The 16,858-nt window shown below is 66.7% G+C and carries 14 protein-coding genes; 5 read left to right on the top strand and 9 right to left on the bottom strand.

What is annotated here, in order from left to right; genetic code table 11:
- Window positions 1-6: 6 nt before the first annotated feature.
- Together AC1DOX_RS28510 and AC1DOX_RS28505 are read left to right on the top strand one after the other, a co-directional pair.
- Window positions 7-1,389 (top strand): MmgE/PrpD family protein, encoded by a 1,383-nt coding sequence (locus tag AC1DOX_RS28510; RefSeq protein WP_441623631.1) that lies wholly within the window; start codon window positions 7-9, stop codon window positions 1,387-1,389.
- 19 nt (window positions 1,390-1,408) lie between these two features.
- The gene (locus AC1DOX_RS28505; protein WP_441623629.1) at window positions 1,409-2,290 is read left to right on the top strand and encodes an HTD2 family dehydratase; all 882 of its coding nucleotides are present in this window, start codon (window positions 1,409-1,411) and stop codon (window positions 2,288-2,290) included.
- 72 nt (window positions 2,291-2,362) lie between these two features.
- Here the strand turns inward: AC1DOX_RS28505 and AC1DOX_RS28500 are convergent, their stop codons facing one another.
- Complete coding sequence (locus AC1DOX_RS28500; RefSeq protein WP_441623627.1) at window positions 2,363-3,328, bottom strand: Bug family tripartite tricarboxylate transporter substrate binding protein; 966 nt, start codon at window positions 3,326-3,328, stop codon at window positions 2,363-2,365.
- A gap of 39 nt (window positions 3,329-3,367) precedes the next feature.
- Window positions 3,368-4,903 carry a class I adenylate-forming enzyme family protein gene (locus AC1DOX_RS28495; protein ID WP_441623625.1) on the bottom strand — a complete coding sequence of 512 codons (1,536 nt, stop codon included), beginning with the start codon at window positions 4,901-4,903 and terminating at the stop codon, window positions 3,368-3,370.
- Window positions 4,904-5,120: 217 nt separating this feature from the next.
- Here AC1DOX_RS28495 and AC1DOX_RS28490 point away from each other — a divergent pair, with 217 nt between their 5' ends.
- Window positions 5,121-6,059 (top strand): GSU2403 family nucleotidyltransferase fold protein, encoded by a 939-nt coding sequence (locus tag AC1DOX_RS28490; RefSeq protein ID WP_441623623.1) that lies wholly within the window; start codon window positions 5,121-5,123, stop codon window positions 6,057-6,059.
- Between the two features lie 80 nt (window positions 6,060-6,139).
- Here the strand turns inward: AC1DOX_RS28490 and AC1DOX_RS28485 are convergent, their stop codons facing one another.
- From AC1DOX_RS28485 to AC1DOX_RS28460, 6 genes are all read right to left on the bottom strand, one after another.
- Complete coding sequence (locus tag AC1DOX_RS28485) at window positions 6,140-7,312, bottom strand: thiolase (RefSeq protein WP_441623621.1); 1,173 nt, start codon at window positions 7,310-7,312, stop codon at window positions 6,140-6,142.
- 4 nt (window positions 7,313-7,316) lie between these two features.
- Entirely contained in the window at window positions 7,317-7,760 is a 444-nt protein-coding gene (locus tag AC1DOX_RS28480; RefSeq protein WP_441623619.1) for a Zn-ribbon domain-containing OB-fold protein, read from the bottom strand.
- Window positions 7,761-7,881: 121 nt separating this feature from the next.
- Complete coding sequence (locus tag AC1DOX_RS28475; protein ID WP_441623617.1) at window positions 7,882-8,130, bottom strand: DUF1272 domain-containing protein; 249 nt, start codon at window positions 8,128-8,130, stop codon at window positions 7,882-7,884.
- A 37-nt stretch (window positions 8,131-8,167) separates the two neighbouring features.
- Window positions 8,168-9,709, bottom strand: coding sequence for an acetolactate synthase large subunit (locus tag AC1DOX_RS28470; protein WP_441623659.1), 1,542 nt, complete (start codon window positions 9,707-9,709; stop codon window positions 8,168-8,170).
- Window positions 9,710-9,793: 84 nt separating this feature from the next.
- Window positions 9,794-10,549, bottom strand: coding sequence for a GntR family transcriptional regulator (locus AC1DOX_RS28465; RefSeq protein ID WP_441623615.1), 756 nt, complete (start codon window positions 10,547-10,549; stop codon window positions 9,794-9,796).
- 144 nt (window positions 10,550-10,693) lie between these two features.
- A complete protein-coding gene (locus AC1DOX_RS28460; protein WP_441623657.1) occupies window positions 10,694-11,614 on the bottom strand; it encodes a DUF535 family protein in 921 nt (306 codons plus the stop codon).
- Window positions 11,615-12,099: 485 nt separating this feature from the next.
- Here AC1DOX_RS28460 and AC1DOX_RS28455 point away from each other — a divergent pair, with 485 nt between their 5' ends.
- A complete protein-coding gene (locus AC1DOX_RS28455; RefSeq protein ID WP_441623613.1) occupies window positions 12,100-14,196 on the top strand; it encodes an Ig-like domain-containing protein in 2,097 nt (698 codons plus the stop codon).
- A gap of 214 nt (window positions 14,197-14,410) precedes the next feature.
- Complete coding sequence (locus tag AC1DOX_RS28450; protein WP_092142885.1) at window positions 14,411-14,908, top strand: acyl-CoA thioesterase; 498 nt, start codon at window positions 14,411-14,413, stop codon at window positions 14,906-14,908.
- Between the two features lie 36 nt (window positions 14,909-14,944).
- On the opposite strand, the gene AC1DOX_RS28445 is transcribed toward AC1DOX_RS28450, so the two are convergent.
- Entirely contained in the window at window positions 14,945-16,372 is a 1,428-nt protein-coding gene (locus tag AC1DOX_RS28445) for a sensor histidine kinase (RefSeq protein ID WP_441623610.1), read from the bottom strand.
- Window positions 16,373-16,858 lie beyond the last annotated feature (486 nt).

The following is a 16,858-nucleotide window of genomic DNA, read 5'->3' as shown; positions in this document are numbered from 1 at the left end:
CACGCCATGTCCGTCAACGCCGAATCCACCTATCCCACGCGTCAGCTGTGCGAATTCCTGGCCCGCCTGACGCTCGACGATGTGCCCGCGCCGGTCATCGAGCGCACCAAGGACCTGTTCCTGGACTGGATCGCCTCCGCCATCGCCGGCAAGGACGCACCCGCCATTCGCCGCATCCAGGAGTTCGCGGCGGCGATGGGGCCGCGCGACGGTGATGCGGAAGTCCTCGTCGATCGTCGCCGCACGTCGCCGTACTTTGCCGCGCTGATCAACGGCGCATCCTCCCACGTCGTGGAGCAGGATGACGTCCACAACGGATCGGTGCTGCACCCGGCGGCCGTGGTGTTTCCGGCGGTCCTGGCCGCCGCGCAGGCGGAGGGCAAGAGCGGTGCCGAGGTGCTGCTGGCATCAATCGCCGGCTACGAGGCTGGCATCCGCATCGGCGAATTCATGGGCCGCTCGCACTACCGCGTGTTCCATACGACGGGCACGGTCGGCACGCTGGCCGCCGCGGCGGCCGTCGCCAAGCTGTACGGCATGGACGCCGAAGGCATCAACCAGGCGCTCGGCTCCGCCGGCACACAGGCCGCGGGCCTGTGGGAATTCCTGCGCGACGCCGCCGATTCCAAGCAGTTGCATACCGCAAAGGCCGCCGCCGACGGGCTGCAGTCGGCGTGGCTGGCGCGCGCGGGCTTCACCGGTGCCCGCCAGATCCTCGAAGGCGCGCAAGGCATGGCCGCCGGCATGTCGAGCGACGCCAGTCCCGCCGCGCTGACCGATGGTCTCGGCACGCGCTGGGCCACGGCCGAGACGTCGTTCAAGTTCTTCGCCTCGTGCCGCCACACCCACCCCGCCGCCGACGCCCTCAAGGCGCTGATGCAACGCGAAGGACTGCATGCCGAACAGATCGCCGCCGTCACCGCGCACGTGCACCAGGGTGCCATCGACGTGCTGGGGCCCGTGGTCAATCCGTCGACGATCCATCAGGCCAAGTTCTCGATGGGCACGGTGCTCGGCCTCGTTGCCGTGTATGCGCATGCCGGCCTGGGAGAGTTCGAGGAACACGCGCTGCGCGATGCGCAGGTCGCGGCATTCCGCGACAAGGTGTCGATGGCGCTCGATGACGAAATCAATGCCGCCTATCCGCGCCAGTGGATCGGCCGCGTGACGGTGCGCACGACCGATGGCCGCACGCTGGGGGCACGCGTGGACGTGCCAAAGGGCGACCCGGAAAATACGCTGACGCGGCCCGAACTGGAGGCCAAGGCGATCCAGCTCGGCGCCTTCCGCCACGGCGCCACGGAAGCCGACATGCGCGCCATCATCGCGCGCGTGTGGCGACTGGAAACCGAGGCCAACGTCGAGAACTGGCTGCCGGCCGCTCGCTGAACCTGTTGCAGAGATCCCGATGACTACACACCCCACCCCCGCCGCCTCCCCGACCGTCGCCGAGCTGCGCGAATGGATCGGCCGCTCGGAGACCCGCACCGAGACCCTGGCGATAGAGCCCGTTCTCGCGCTGGCCGCCACGTTCGATCTCGATGGCGACGCCGTTGCCCGCCAGCCGCTGCCGCCGCTCTGGCACTGGCTCTATTTCCTGCCGCGCGCGCCGCAGCACGTGCTCGGTGCCGATGGCCATCCCGCGCTCGGCGGCTTCCTACCGCCCGTGCCGCTGCCGCGCCGGATGTGGGCCGGCGGTGAATTGACGTTTGCGCGCGGCCTGCGCGTGGGCGACACCGTGACCAGGACGTCGACGATCACGGATGTCCAGCACAAGTCCGGCCGCACTGGCGAACTGTGGTTCGTGACGGTCGAACATGTGCTCACGGTGGACGGCGAGACCGCGCTGACGGAGCGCCACGATATCGTCTATCGCGCGATGCCGGAAAAGGGCCAGCCGCAGTCGCCTCGTCCGCGCCTGGAGCAGGTGGCGCAGTTCGGCCGCGAGCTTGTGGCAGACCCCGTGCTGCTGTTCCGCTTCTCCGCGCTGACGTTCAATGGTCACCGCATCCACTATGACCTGGACTACGTGCGCGATGTGGAAGGCTATCCGGGCCTGATCGTGCATGGGCCACTGCAGGCGATGCTGACGCTGGAACTGCTGCGGCACGCGCGCCCGGATGCGAAGGTACGTCGCTTCGGTTTCCGCGGACTGGCGCCGCTATTTCATCAGGACACGGTCACGGTCGGCGGCAGGGACGATCCGGAGGCCGAAGGCAGGATCATTCTGTGGACCGGCGACAACGCTGGCGGGCAGGCGATGCAGGCATGGGCCGACGTTGGACGCTAAAGCGCAATAACACAAAGGCGCCGGGTTATCCCGCGCCTTTGCGTCGGCCTGCGCGCGATCTCCCGCGCCCGCTCACTCCACCTGGATTTTTGCCGCCTTCACCACCCCGCCCCACAGGTTCAGCTCCCGCTCGATGCGGTCCGCCAGCGGCTTCGGCCCGGTCACGTCCAGGTCATATCCCACCTGCGTCATCTTCTGCTGGAAGGCGGGATCCGCGCCCACTGTCTTCTGTGCCTTGACGAGCCGGTCGACCACGTCGGCGGGGAGCTTTGGTGGCCCCACCAGCGCATACCAGCCGGTCAGGTCATAGTCCTTCAGCCCCGACTCGACCATGGTCGGCACCGTGGGCATCGCGGCATTGCGTGCCTTCGATGTCACCGCCAGCGCGCGCACCTTGCCGCCCTGCACGTGGCCGATGGCCGTGCCGGTAATGTCGAACATGAAGGCGACCTTGCCGCTCATGACGTCGGCCATGGCGGGCGCATTGCCCTTGTAGGGCACGTGCAGCATCTTCACGCCACTCATCTGCGCCAGCAGTTCCGCCGAAAGGTGATTCGACGCGCCCACACCGGCGGAACCGAACGCCACCCCTTCCGGATGCTTGCGCGCATAGTCCACCAGCTCCTGCACGTTCTTCGCCGGGAAGTCCTTATTGATCACCAGCACGTTGGTGTAGTCGGTAATCAGCCCCACGTAGCTGAAATCCTTCAGCGGATTGAAGTTGACCGATTTCTGGATCAGCGGCGTCATCGTCATCGTCGGACTCGCGACAAAGTAGAGCGTGTAGCCGTCCGGTGTCGACTTCGCCGTCATGTCCGCGGCAATCGCACCGCTCGCGCCCGCGCGGTTGTCCACGACCACCGGCTGCTTCAGCACGCGCCCCATGTAGTCCGCATAGATGCGCGCGGCGGTATCCACCGGACCGCCCGGCGCATACCCCACGATCAATCGCACCGGCCTTGACGGGTACGCGTCCGCCCACGCCATGCCCTGGGCGAGCGCCAGCCCCAGCGCCACCGCTGTTTTCCATCCTTTCATCGTCTCCTCCAATCTCGTTTTGTCGGTGAATGAACCTGGCTATTCGAGCATCGCGCGCAGCGGCTGCTTCAGCAGCTTGCCGCTGGCCGTGGTGGGGATGGTGTCGATCACGCGGATTTCCGCGGGTCGCTTGTAGGGCGCCAGGCTGTCGCGCAGGTAGGCGTCCAGCGCGGTGCGGTCCGGAGCGCCCCCATGCGTTTCGATGAAGGCAACCACTTCCTCGTTGCCATCGGTCGTGCGGCGGCCCACGACCGCGGATTGCCGCACGCCCGGGAACGCATTGATGACCGCCTCGACCTCGATCGGGTAGACATTGAAGCCGGAACGGATGATGAGATCCTTCGACCGCCCGGAGATGAAGAGCGCGCCATCAGCGTCCAGGTAGCCGAGATCGCCCGTATTGAGCCAGCCGCCTGGCAGCAACGCCTCGGCCGTTTGCGCGGGGTTGCGATAGTAGCCGCGCATCACGCCGGGTCCGCGCACGCGGATCTGCCCGCGCTCGCCTGCGGGCACTGGCAGGCCGTCCGCATCGGTGATGGCGATCTCCACGCCTTCGACGATATAGCCGGCGGAGCAATCGTCGCGCGGCGCATCCTGGCGCGTCAGGAACAGCGATCCCGCGTATTCCGTGATGCCGTAGCCATGATGCAGGGGCTGGCCGAACCACGCCTCCACGTCCCGCTTGAGCGTCGGATCGAGCGGCGCGCCGCCGGTGTAGAGATAGCGCAGGCGGGGCGCCAGCGCCTGTGCATCCAGCGACGATGAGGCCGACCCATGGCCCGATGCCACGGCCATGATGCGCGTGAACATGGTCGGCACGCCTTGCAGGATGGTCACGCCGGGAGACGCCAGCGCGGCAAAGACATCGTCGGCATCGAAGCGCGGGCGCAGGAACAGCGCAGCGCCCGCGTACAGCGTGGCCATCAGGACCGTGGCGATGCCGAAGATATGCGACATCGGCAATGCCGCGTAGGCAATGTCGCCGGCGCCGAGGTCGCGTGACTGCGCGGAGATCCGTGCAAACTGCGTCAGACCCGCGTGCGGCACCATCACGCCTTTCGGTGCGCCCGTGGTTCCCGAGGTGTAGATCAGGGTCGCGACCGCGCGCGCTTCCTCATCGGATACACGCGCCGTCGCGTGCGAGGCACGCAGGGCGCTGACCCCATCGGACATCGCCGTGCAACCGGCGGGCACGGCCCCCAGCCGCGCCGCATGGGCGGCCGCCACATCGGATACGTTGCCCGTGAACAGCGTGAGTTGCGGTTCCGCATGGGCGCGAATGGTGTCGACCTCACGCGGCGACAGCCGCGCATTGACATTGACCGGCCACGCCTGCAGCAGGCTGCAGGCAAACAGCACCGACACCATCTCGCTGCAGTTCTCGCCCACGACCATGACGCGGTCCCCCACGCCCACACCCTGCGCCACCAGCCAGTTACGCACACCTTCGATGCGGTGCATCAATTCGCCGTAGCGAATCACCGCGCCGGCTTCATACAGACAGGGCGCCTCGGGGGCACGACTGGCCCAGTACGGGGGAATCTCGTGGATATGGACAGGACGAAATGAGGACATGGGGCGCGCGATGAACAGGTCGATCGGAATGACACATGCCGCATGCAGCCGGCGCGGCCAGTGTGCGCCGGGTACAGGCTGGGTGCCATTCCGAATTCCCTAAGGCCGCCTTTCGCCCCAGTACGCGCGGGCGCTGGGCTGTGAAAGCCCTCGCCAAATCAAGATCGCAGGCCGGTTTCAAAGTAAATTTGACAAATCACAATTTTGCTTTGAAACGATGGAACGCTGGCTCGAAATCGGCGAGGACGCCCTGCGGCAATACATCGACGCCAAGATGGTGTTCGAGGCGCTGGAGGCCGCCCGGAAGAAAGCTGCGGAGGTCCGCGGTGGCATGGTCTGGCGGACGATCAAGGGCCGCGATTACCTCATCAAGACAGGCGCGGACGCAAGCCATCGGAGCATCGGCCCGCGGTCGGAAGACACTGAGGCCATCTACACCAAGTTCAAGACGCGCAAGGAAGTCGACGAAGCGCGTGTGAAGACGCTCAGAACCGAGCTGGAGAAGCACCAGCGAATCAACCGCGCGGTGCACGTCGGGCGCGCGCCTGACCTGCTCGTTGGCATCCTCGCTATGTTGGACCAGCTCAATATCGCCGAGCACTTCATCGTCATCGGGACTCACGCGCTCTACGCTTACGAAGCCGCCGCAGGCGTTCGCTTTGAGGAAGGCGCGCTGGCTACACGGGATGTGGACCTGCGCTGGGGTACCCGCAAGCGCGTTCAGTTCTGGTCCCAGATGAAGGAGACGGACACGACGATGCTGAATGCCCTCCGCAAGGTCGATAAAACCTTCGAGTTGCGCGAGGACCAACCTTCCACGGCCGTGAACGCGAAAGGCTTTGAGGTCGACATCATTCGCCGCGAGGCCGCCAATACCACGGACCCCCATCCCCTCCGATTGACCGACGATGAGGATGATCTCTGGGCGGTCCAGGCTCACCGCGCGAGCGCGTTCCTCGGCGCGAAGCCTTTCAGCGTGCCGATCGTGTCGGTCACCGGAAAGATGGCTCGAATGAGGACGATCGATCCTCAGGATTTCGCCAAGTTCAAACGTTGGATGTCTGCGTTGCCAAACCGCAATCCTCTCAAGGTCTCGCGGGACAAGTTGCAGGCGTCGATCGTTGAGCAGGTCGCGAAGGAACGGTTGGCGCTTTGAGCCGTGGGCCACGCTGCCGACAAACGTCATTAGCGCAACCGCTCGAGCCCCACGCCAACCTGAGAGCAAACCGCAACGCGTTACAACGCGGCTGCCGTCCCCAGCAATGCGGTCGACTGGCTCGACAGCGTGCCACCATTGCCGTGCACCAGCGCGATTTCCGCGCCCTGCACCTGCCGTTCGCCGCATTCCCCGCGCAACTGCCGTACGGCCTCGATCGTGATGAACATGCCGTACATGCCCGGATGCACGCATGACAGGCCGCCGCCGTTGGTGTTTACCGGCAACCGTCCGCCCGGCGCGATTGCGCCGCCGGCGACGAACGCGCCGCCCTCACCCTTGGCGCAGAAGCCCAGGTCTTCGAGAAACAGGATCGTGTTGATGGTGAAGGCGTCGTAGAGCTCCAGCACATCCACGTCAGACGGCTTGAGGCCCGCCATGGCAAACGCGCGCTCGCCCGATTCCTTCGCGGCCGTCACGGTCAGGTCGGGCATGCACGAGATCTGCCGGTGCCACGTCGCCGTGGCGTTGCCCAACACGTACACCGGCGGCTTTGCCAGCGACTTCGCGCGGTCCGCGCGCACCATCACATACGCGCCGGCGCCGTCGGTCACCAGACAGCAGTCGCGTACGCTCAGCGGATCGGACACCATGCGCGCGTTCAGCACATCGTCGATGCTGAGCGGGTCGCGCATCATCGCTTCCGGGTTCATCTGCGCCCACTTGCGCGCCGCCACGGCCACCTCGGCCAGATGCTCGCGCGTGGTGCCGTACTGATGCATGTGCCGCGCCGCGGCCAGCGCGTACGAGGTAATCGGCTGCAGCGGCGCGTACGGGTTCTCGTAGGGCTGCGGATCGAGCTTCGCCCGCACCTTCGAGATGCCCGCGCGGCCCACCGTCGACGTCCGCTGGTTACTGCCGTAGCAGACCAGAACCGCGTCGCACAGGCCCGCCTCCAGCGCCATCATGGCGGGCAGCATGTGCGATACGAAGCTGGAGCCGCCGATCATCGTGCTGTCGACGAATTTCGGCTGGATGCCGAGGTATTCGGCCACGGGCATTACCCACATGGTCGCGCCGACACTGGCGGTGGCGATGCCGTCGATGTCGCGCATCGACATCCCCGCATCCCGGACCGCAGCCTTGGCCGCTTCCACCAGGATTTCCATCTCGGTCTTGCCGTGGGCTTCGCCCAGGCCGGCCTGGCCCACGCCGACGATCGCGACGCTGCCGCGCAAGGAAGAGGCGTGCATGGTGTCAGCCCTCCACCGGATCGAAGAGCACCAGCGCGGGCTCGGACGGGCTTTCGGACTGACCTTCGGCCTCGCTCGCGGCGTCACGCTTCGCCGCCGCCACGCGCGCTCTGACGCGCATGCCGATGCGCACGTCCTTCGGCGCGATGCCCTCCACCCGGCTCATCATGCGCACGCCTTCATCGAGATCGATCAGCGCCACGTTGTAGTCGCCGCCGGCCTCGGGCTTGCGCCGGACCACGCTGGTCGAATACACCGTGCCCGTGCCGGCGGGCGCCGTCCATGTCAGCGCGTCACCGCCGCAATGGGGGCAGATATTGCGCGGATAGAAGACATGGCGATTGCAGTCGTGGCACAGCTGGATGCGGAACTGGCCGGCCGCGAGCGCCTCGGCGTATTGCTTGTCCGGACCGGACGCCGTGGCCGCCGCATCAACGGGGTGAGACATGGGGGCTCCTTGATCGATATCTGTCGTGACGGGCAGCTTGCCCGATGCCCGCCGGCGCGACCATTCACATCTCCCGAAGGCTGGAATTCCCCGGGTGGAAGATGCCCCGGGGCGACGTCACTCACGCAGCGCTGGCGCAACCCTCGGGCTTGAACACGCGCTCGGTGGAGGCCGGGTGCCGCGCAAGCTTGTCAGCGGGTCGGCGCGGGCGCGCCACCAGCTCGCCGCCGCAATTGGGGCAGCGGCCGGCCAGCACCTTGTCCGCGCAGTCCGCACAGAACGTGCATTCGAACGAACAGATGCGGGCGTCGGCCGAATCGGGCGGCAGATCCTTGTCACAGCATTCACAGCCAGGGCGAAGTTGCAGCATTGCGATCTCCTACTGGGAAACGGAAAAGCCCGGCCGGTCAGATCACCAGTTCGATCAGGAACGGACCCTTGCGCTGGTTGGCCATGCGGAACAGGTCGGCGAAGGCTTCCATATTGTCGGCGCGCGCGGCCTCCACGCCCATGCCGTTGGCCATCTTGACCCAGTCGAGGTCCGGATTGCCGATGTCCAGCATGTCGAGCGCGGTCTTGCCCGGGTTGGCGCCCACGCCGGCCAGCTCGCCCAGCAGGATCGCGTACTTGCGGTTGGCCAGCAGCACGATGGTGACGTCCAGCTTCTCGCGCGCCATCGTCCACAGCGATTGCAGCGTGTACATGCCCGAGCCATCGGCCTGCAACGCCACCACACGACGATCCGGCGCCGCAATGGCGGCACCCGTGGCCAGCGGCAGGCCGGCACCGATGGCACCGCCCGTCAGCTGCAGCCAGTCGTGCGGGGCGGCGTGCACGGTGCCGGGGTAGAACGCGCGGCCAAAGCTCACGCTTTCCTCCACCACCACGGCTTGCTCCGGCAGCAACGCGGACAGCGTCTGCGCCACGGCTTCCGATGTCACAGCACCTTTCGCGGGTTCATGCGACACCGGTGCCGACGCGGGCAGCGGGGCATTGCGTGCGCCGAGCTCGTCGGCCAGACGCGCCAGCGCCTCGCCGGGGTCTTCTTCCGGACGCGCCAGCACGTGAATCACGGCATCGTCCGGGTAGGGGCGAGGCGACTTGCCGGGATACGCGAAGAACGTCACCGGTGCCGGCGCGCCCACCAGGATCACGTTGCGGATGCCCGCCAGCTTGCTGCGCGCGGCATCGCCGGAGTACGGAATGCGATCGACGGCCAGCCGCCCCTGACCGCGCGTGACGCGGGCATTCGACATCGGCGTGATCAGGCGCGCGTCGGTGGTGGCGGCGATGCGATGGGCATCGGCCAGCGCGCCTTCGCGCAGCGCATTGCCGGCCAGCAGGATCAGCGTGGGCTGCCCGCTGCGCAGCACGCGCGCGGCATGCTGCACGGCATCGGGCGACACGCGGGGCACCGGAATCGCCGGCAGTGGCGCGGCCACCTGGCCGCCGGCATCCCAGCACACGTCGGACGGCAGGATCAGGCTGGCGACGCCGCCCGGCGCGGAACGCGCGGCCTGCACGGCGGTGGCGGCATCGGCACCGACCGACGCGGCGTGCGTGGCGGTACGCGTCCAGACGGAGACAGGGCGCGCCCAGCCTTCGGTGTCGGCTGTCAGCGGCGCATCGAGCGGACGGTGATAGGTGGCCTGGTCCCCGATGATGTTGACGATCGGCGTCTGCGCACGGCGGGCGTTATGCAGGTTGGCCAGCCCATTGGCCAGACCCGGACCGCAATGCAGCAGCGTGGCCGCTGGCTTGTCCGCCATGCGCGCATAGCCATCGGCCGCGCCGGTGACGACGCCTTCGAACAGCCCGAGCACGCAGCGCATGCCGGGAATGCGGTCCAGCGCGGCGACGAAGTGCATCTCGCTCGTGCCCGGGTTGGCGAAGCAGGTGTCCACGCCACAGGCCAGCAGCGTCTTGACGAGGCTCTCGGCCCCGTTCATCGCACCGTTTGCACCATTCGCACCATTCGCGCCGCTCACCGGTTGGGTAGTCTCCATGTTGCAGGTTCCGTTCTTGTTGGGGTGTCAGGAATGCGGGGCCAGCAGGTCGAAATCCAGGCAGACGTACTCCGTCGGGAATTCGATGCGGGCGTAATAGACGATCACGTTGTCGACGCAGGCAAAGCGGCGCAGCTCCGCGACCGGCGCGCCCACGCCCAGCTCCAGCGCACCGGCCGATGCCGCGCCGGCGGCCACGATCGACAGGCGCTGGCGCGCGGCGTTGACCTTGAGGCCGGGAAAACGATCGATGACCGGGACGGAGGCGCCGTGGCGGAACGCTTCGGGTTCGCGCGCGAACACATCGGCGGCGATATAGACCTCGCCCACGGCAAACGGACGGCCGTCCACGCGATGCGCGCGGCGCAGGAAGTGATAGGCGTCGGCGCGGCGGCCGTCGCAGGGCATGCCCAGGTCGTCGGGCAACGGCACATCGGCGGTGGATTCGACCATCGCCTCGGTGGAAAGCTGGTCCCCCACGGCCACGGCCTGGTCCCAGCTGATGGGCAATGCAAGCTGACGCCGCGCGCGGCCCGCGGCCTTGACGAAGGTGCCCCGACCGCGCGCACGGGCCACCAGGCCTTCGGCGTCGAGCTCGGACAGCGCGTGATGCATCGTCATCCGCGCCACGCCGTATTGCCGGCACAGGGCGTCGAGCGATGGAATCTGCTCGCCCGGCCGCCACACGCCGCTTTCGATCTGGCGGCGAAAAATGGTGGCGAGTTGCAGGTAGACCGGCTCGCGGCTACGGGAGAGAAGGTCGGTGGCAGGGGCGTCCGGCATGCGCAGCGCGCCCGCGGGCGCGTCAGGGGGATACCGGACTCTATAAAAGTCTAGGTGGCTAGACTACTAGGGTTTACCGCCCCGACCTGCCGCGCATGGGCAGGTCGGGGTTGCCGAGAGTGGCAAGACGGGCGTGAAACCCGATCAGGCGGCGGCGAAAGCGACGTGCGGCACGCGCGGATCGTTTTCCGCGGGGGTGGCATCGGCACGCAGCCAGGCGCCCACCGCGTGACGCACGGTCTCCGCCAGCGCCTGCTTGCGGCGCCAGGCCGAACGCTTCTTGGACGGAATCTCGTTGATATCGCGCTGGGGCTGGCACACGGGAATGTCGATGTTGCCATTCGGCATTGGCTGGCCGTGGGCCTCCATCCAGAAGCCTTCGTAGTCGGCCTGGATCTCGCGCGGGGTATGGCGCTGGCGGCCGACATGATTGGCGCGCGACACCGCGACGATGCGACGCGCCCGCATCTGGGCGGCAAAGCCCAGCAGGGCCTCCATCACCACATCCTTGGGGCGCAGGCCTTCGCATACCTTGGTCGCCATGCGGATCAGCTCGCGACTGCTTTCGCCCATCGGGCCCTGCAGCCCGCCGATGAAAATCGCCGGGTCATCATCGTCATGCGTCAGGTAGAAGCTGATCTGCGCCAGGCAAACCCCGGCCTGGGTGTCGACCCAGTAGAACGCGAGCTCGCCTTCCTTGGGATTCGGACCGGAATCGGCCAGCCGCAGCACGTAGCGGCCATCATCGGACTGCCACGTCAGGCCATCGCCAAGGTAGATACGTTCGGACACGCAGACTGGCAGCACGGTGTGCATGACACCGTAGTGATCCAGCACCATGCGCACTCGCTCGCGAAAGCTCTTGCCCCGCTCCCCAAGCGGGCGGTACGGCTTGTCCAGCATCGCCGGCCGCGCAGCCACCACACGCTGCAGCAGTGCGCACGAGCCGGCGGCGCGCAACCACGTCTGCCCGGCGCGCGCCCGAATGGCGGACATTGCAACAAGCTTGACACGTCGCGTCCAGCATTTGCGGCTACCGGGCGGATAACAGAACGACGACAACATCGCCACGGTGGTGAGATAACGAAGGTAAAACGTTGGATTCGTATCCAACAACCCTCCCGCACGGGCATGAATAAGCCCTTGCAGACATGACACAGGTCCTTGCACGACTGACTGCTCCCCTTGTATTGCGCGGCATTGGCGTCCGGTGAGCCGGACGCCAATGCGCGGATTTCAGCGCTTTCCTCTGATACGAATTGCCGGCCTGTCTCGTTCTTTTTGTTTGTGGGGGGCGCAGGCCTGGCTCGTAATAATCCGTAACGCATTGAAATATACCCGGTTGACGCGCTTACAAATATGACAGTTAACCCGCAATCGATATGGATTATGAGTCGCTTCATATTGGCTTCGTATCCGGATTGTTACCCGAACCGACACCCAACCGATGAGGGGAAGTGGGTACAGATGTGACCTTCTATGATCCCGACCGGCGTATTCAGTCGCCGCATAAAACAGAGTCACAACAATCAAAAAAAGGAAGACTTTTCATGGGAAATCATCGGGAAATGCGCAAGCCGGGCTTGCGGGGTCGTGCATGGGCGCCCGCGCTGGCGCTGATGACGGTTGCGGTGTTGTCGGCATGCGGAGGTGGCGGCAGCGGAGATGGCGCGGCCAAGTCGCCTGCCACGGTGCAAGGCACGGCGGCATCCGGCGCCTTCATGGCCGGAGCGACGGTCACCGTCCGTGACGCGGACGGCAGGCTTGTCGGCACGAGCATCGCCGACGCCAATGGCAAGTACAGCTTCGATGTATCCGACTTCCGAGCACCGTTCGTGGTGGTCGCCACGGGCAACGCGGGCGGCGGCACCGTCAGCTACGTTTCCGTGCTGGCCAGCAAGCCGGCCAGTGGCGCGACGACCACGGTGAACGTGTCGCCGCTGACGAACGCGCTGGCGGCACTGCTGGTCGGCGGCAATCCGCTCGACCTGATCAACGCCGCCACGCTGAACAGCAAGGTCACCAGCGCCCAGGTCCAGCAGGCCGTGGCAGCGCTGCGCGCGGTGCTGGCCAATATCGCGGCCGACGCAGGGCTGGATGCCGGCGCCTTCGACCCGATCTCCACGCCGCTGTCGACGCAAGGCCAGGGTGCCGATGCCGTGATCGACCGCGTGCTGGTTACGCTGACCTCCACCGGCGTGAAGGTGGCCTCCACGGGCGCCGTCATGTCCGGCGGCACCGTGCCGGAACGGACGCTGACGCCGGGTTCGCTCGCCAACCCGCCCGCCGCCCTGCCGGCACCGGCCGCCCGCACCAACGCCGCGACGTTCGAAGCCATCCGCGCCAGTCTCCAGGCCTGCTTTGCCGTGGCACCGTCGGCACGCGCCAGTGTGTCCGCACTGCTGGGCGCCTGCGCACCGGCCTTCGCCAGCAACTACCTGAACAGCAGCTATTCGGCACGCGATGATTTCGATGCGCTGCTGACGTCCGCTGACATGACCGGCGCCAAATTCCAGGCGCCGATCGTGCTGTTCAACAGCAAGAATGGCAGCAACGAGGATGACGCCTTCGTGCGCTTCCCGTATGTCCGCGCCGATGGCACCACGTCCCAGTTCTCGCGCCGGGTGACCAATCGGGCCGCGACGGGCTGGACCCTGACCGGCAACGAGCGCCCTTACGAGGCCGCCGTCACGCGCCGGATCAGTAAGGTCGTCGAGCAGAACCCGGGTGGCGGCATCGTGTCCCGCTACGAAACCGCGTTGCGCGTGTTGCTGAATCCGCAGCGCGCAGCGGGTGCGAACGTGCAGCTCGTGCGCGTGACCGGCCCCGGCCTGTCCGCCGCCGGTGTGGTGCTGGCGCGTTCGCGCGTTTGCGGCACGTTTGCCAACATGGTCGTGCAGAACCTGAACGGCTCGCTCACCTACGCGGCGAACGATCCCTTTTCGCCGAACGCCACGATCGGAGACTCGGGCCAGTCCAGCAGCACCGTGGTGCTCGCCGCCAGGCCGCTCAACACCGCCGACACGATGACGTGGGCCGCGCTGGCCAGCGGCGGCAACACGTATGCCGCCACGCCGCTGACGGACGACGGCATCGACGCCGTACCGACCTTTGCCAGCTACACCTTCGAAGTCTGGAACCGGAACGCCGACCAGTCCTACAAGACGTCGCTGTCCGCCACGCCGGACGACACGTTCACGCTGACGTCGTCGGGCGCCATCATGACGCCGTCCGTGATCGCGCGGGAGACCTGGAATGCGATCGATCCGGCCAGCCTCGGCTTCCTGACGCTCAATGGCAAGATCGACGCGCAGTTGGACACCACCGTCAGCTGGACGCAGAACGCCGAGCCGGTGGATCGGGCCCTCGCCTTCGGGCGCAAGAACGTGGCGCCCAACCCGTCGCCGCTCGATCGCACGCTGATCCAGACCAACGTGCCGTCGTACAAGGCGCGCTCGGTAGTGGTCACCACGCTGGGCCAGGGCTCCAGCGCCGGCAATGGCACGGGCATCAACCCCGCCGGCAACTGCGCCACCATCGGCTTCCCGACCTACATGGCCGCCGGTGACCAGCGCACCGTCGAGGTCCGCTCCACCACGGCGGATGACACCCAGAAGTTCGTGCGCGTGATCGGCACATATCGCTGACTTGCTGGCGCGGCACACGCCGCATCCACGCTGTAAAACGCCCCGGCTGCAGGACACACGTCCCGCCACCGGGGCGTTCTGCTTTGGGCGCGGCGCTCCCCTCGCCGCCATCCCCGCGTGCAGCGCTCCGTGACGCAGAATGACTCATGCCCCGCAACTGCTGGCGGGGCAGGCGTCGGCTGCCGCTCGCAGCCAGTCACACAGGAGTCGTTCCATGTTGATGCGAGACGTGATCCCCCAAGTGCTGAACCGCGGTACCGCCCTGCTTGCCCAGGACGTATCGGAGACCCCGCCTCAAAAAACCTTCCACCATGCCATCGATATCTACCTCAAGGATTCCAATGCCTTCATGAACACGTATTTCGCCCGCTACTTCGAGTGGCAGGGCATCTGCCGCGAACGCTGGTTCCACGAATGCATTCACAGCAACCTGCTGGCTGCCGGCGGCGTCTTCGTGACCAAGCGCGCGCATCAGGAATATGTGGAGGAAACCTTCCCGTTCCAGCATGTGGACTGCTACCTGAACACGTTCCAGGTGCGCCAGTGCTCCGCGTATCTGCTGTTCCGCTTCTGCGTGGACGGCCGGCCGGTATCGCTGGGGTACCAGCAGATCGTGTTCGCCGGGCGGGACAAGCGCATCACGCGCTTCCCGAAGGAGATCATCGAGAAAGTCAGGGAATATGAACTGATCCTGCCGCCGCTCGCCAACTAAGCGGCGACGACAATCGTGGTGCCCGCCGGCGTTGGGTCAGCCGGCGGCGCTGGCGGGAAACCGGCTCTCCGGCCTGTCCGCCAGCGGCTGGAAGCACGGCAGGCGCAGCGTAAAGGTGGTGTGGGCGCCGGGCACGGATGCGCAGTCGATACGGCCGCCGAATGCCTCCAGCACGCGACGGCAAAACGCCAGCCCCAAGCCGTTGCCCTTGCCGTGGGCCTTGGTGGAGAAGAACGGGTCGAAGATGCGCGGCAGCACGTCGGCCGGGATGCCCGGGCCGGTGTCGCGGACACGCAACAGATAGTAGTTGTGCTCCACCGCGCCGGTGATGTCGATATGGCCGGCGCCATGCGCGCGAATCGCGTACAGGCTGTTCTTCAGCAGGTTGAACAGCACGTAGACCAGCAGCGTCTCGGACCCGACGAAGCGCCAGGCGGGATCGATCGCCGCCAGGCGCACACGCGCGCGCTCGTCCGGCTGGAACGGATACCGCTCCAGCGCGTTGTCCACGCAGGCCGCCAGCCCATGCGGCGCGAAGGTGCTGCGATCGAGCCGTTCCAGCGTCACCGACGCCAGCGCCATGTCGATCACCGTGCTGGTGCCATCGACCTCGCGCGTGATGCCCTCGAGCAGGTGGCACATACGCTCGAGATGTCCCGGCCGCAAGCGGTCCTCGACCAGCCCTTGCTCCACGGCCAGCCGGTAGCCCTGCACCACCTGCGGAAAGGTCCGCGCCATTTCCTGCGCCTGCATGCGGATGGTGGCCAGCGGCGTGCGCACCTCGTGCGCCACGGTGGCGGCCAGCGAATACGGGTGCATCAGGTCGTAGCGCACCACGCTCACGGCCAGGATGCCGAGGCTCAGCGCAATGAAGATCACGCCCGGCGGATAGAACGCGAAGCCATAGTTGACCGCATAGTCCACCGCGGCGAGCGAATACAGCGCCAGGCTCAGCAGGCAGAGGTTGAAGCGCCGGCGCCGTTCCGCCGTGGCGTTGGTGCGCGCGGCCATTAGCAGCCAGCCGCAACGGCACGCCAGGATCGCCGTCTGCAATACGTGCAGCGGGTGCAGCGGCCCTGCCTTGGGATAGTCCCCGAAGAACAGCACGTAGTAGCCGGACACCACGTTGCTGGTGGTCAGCAGCAGGACGGACAGGATCAGGCTGAGCCCGTACGACGCCAGCAGCGCAGGCCGCTCGCGCCGGCACTCCGTGACCTCGCAGATGAAGTGGTAGAACGTGGTGGGCAGGAAGATGATGAACAGGTAGCCGACCTTGGCCAGCACCAGTGCGACGTCAGGGTGCGTCGCCTGGAACAGGAACGCCCAGGTGCCCTGCCAGGCGAACGTGGTGAAGCACAGCAGGAAGAACGATGCCGATACGCGCGTCACGCCCTGGGTCACCAGCACATAGAGGCCGTAACCGAGGAAAATCGCCGAGACGAATGCGGGAAGGATTGCGTACATGCAGGGCCGCAGCGGTCCAGCCGCGCGGCAGGCAGAGAAGGACCCGCCATGGTAAGGCGCGGCCGCTACCCCCGTACTAAATTCGGCTGCACACTGACCTTAGCGATGCTGAATTCGCCACACGGAATCCGGACCGTTGGCCGCGCGTCTTCCACGACGGCTTTTCAGACGTCATGCCTTGCGTGGCGCGGGTTTCCGGGGACGGGCATCCGATGGCGGCGGCGCTCGCACGTGCACGGCACCGCAGCGTATCAACGGATTTTCCGCGCGCCGGCCTCACCCTACTGAAGAGGCATACAAGCGATTTGGGCACCGGAATCGAGCGGAGTCGGCCAAATCGGCATAGGGGACAGCCATCGTGGCTGCGCCCCTGCCACACCACCCGGCGTGCGGGTCCGCACCGGGCGGTTCGAGAGGTTGAGGTTAGGCGAGGCGGGGCAGGCCCAGCCGGTCAAAGTAGGCGATATCCAGCACCCACTGCAGCAG

This window comes from Cupriavidus sp. 01L415 (genome assembly GCF_056400065.1).
This window is presented reverse-complemented; position numbering and strand designations above follow the sequence as displayed.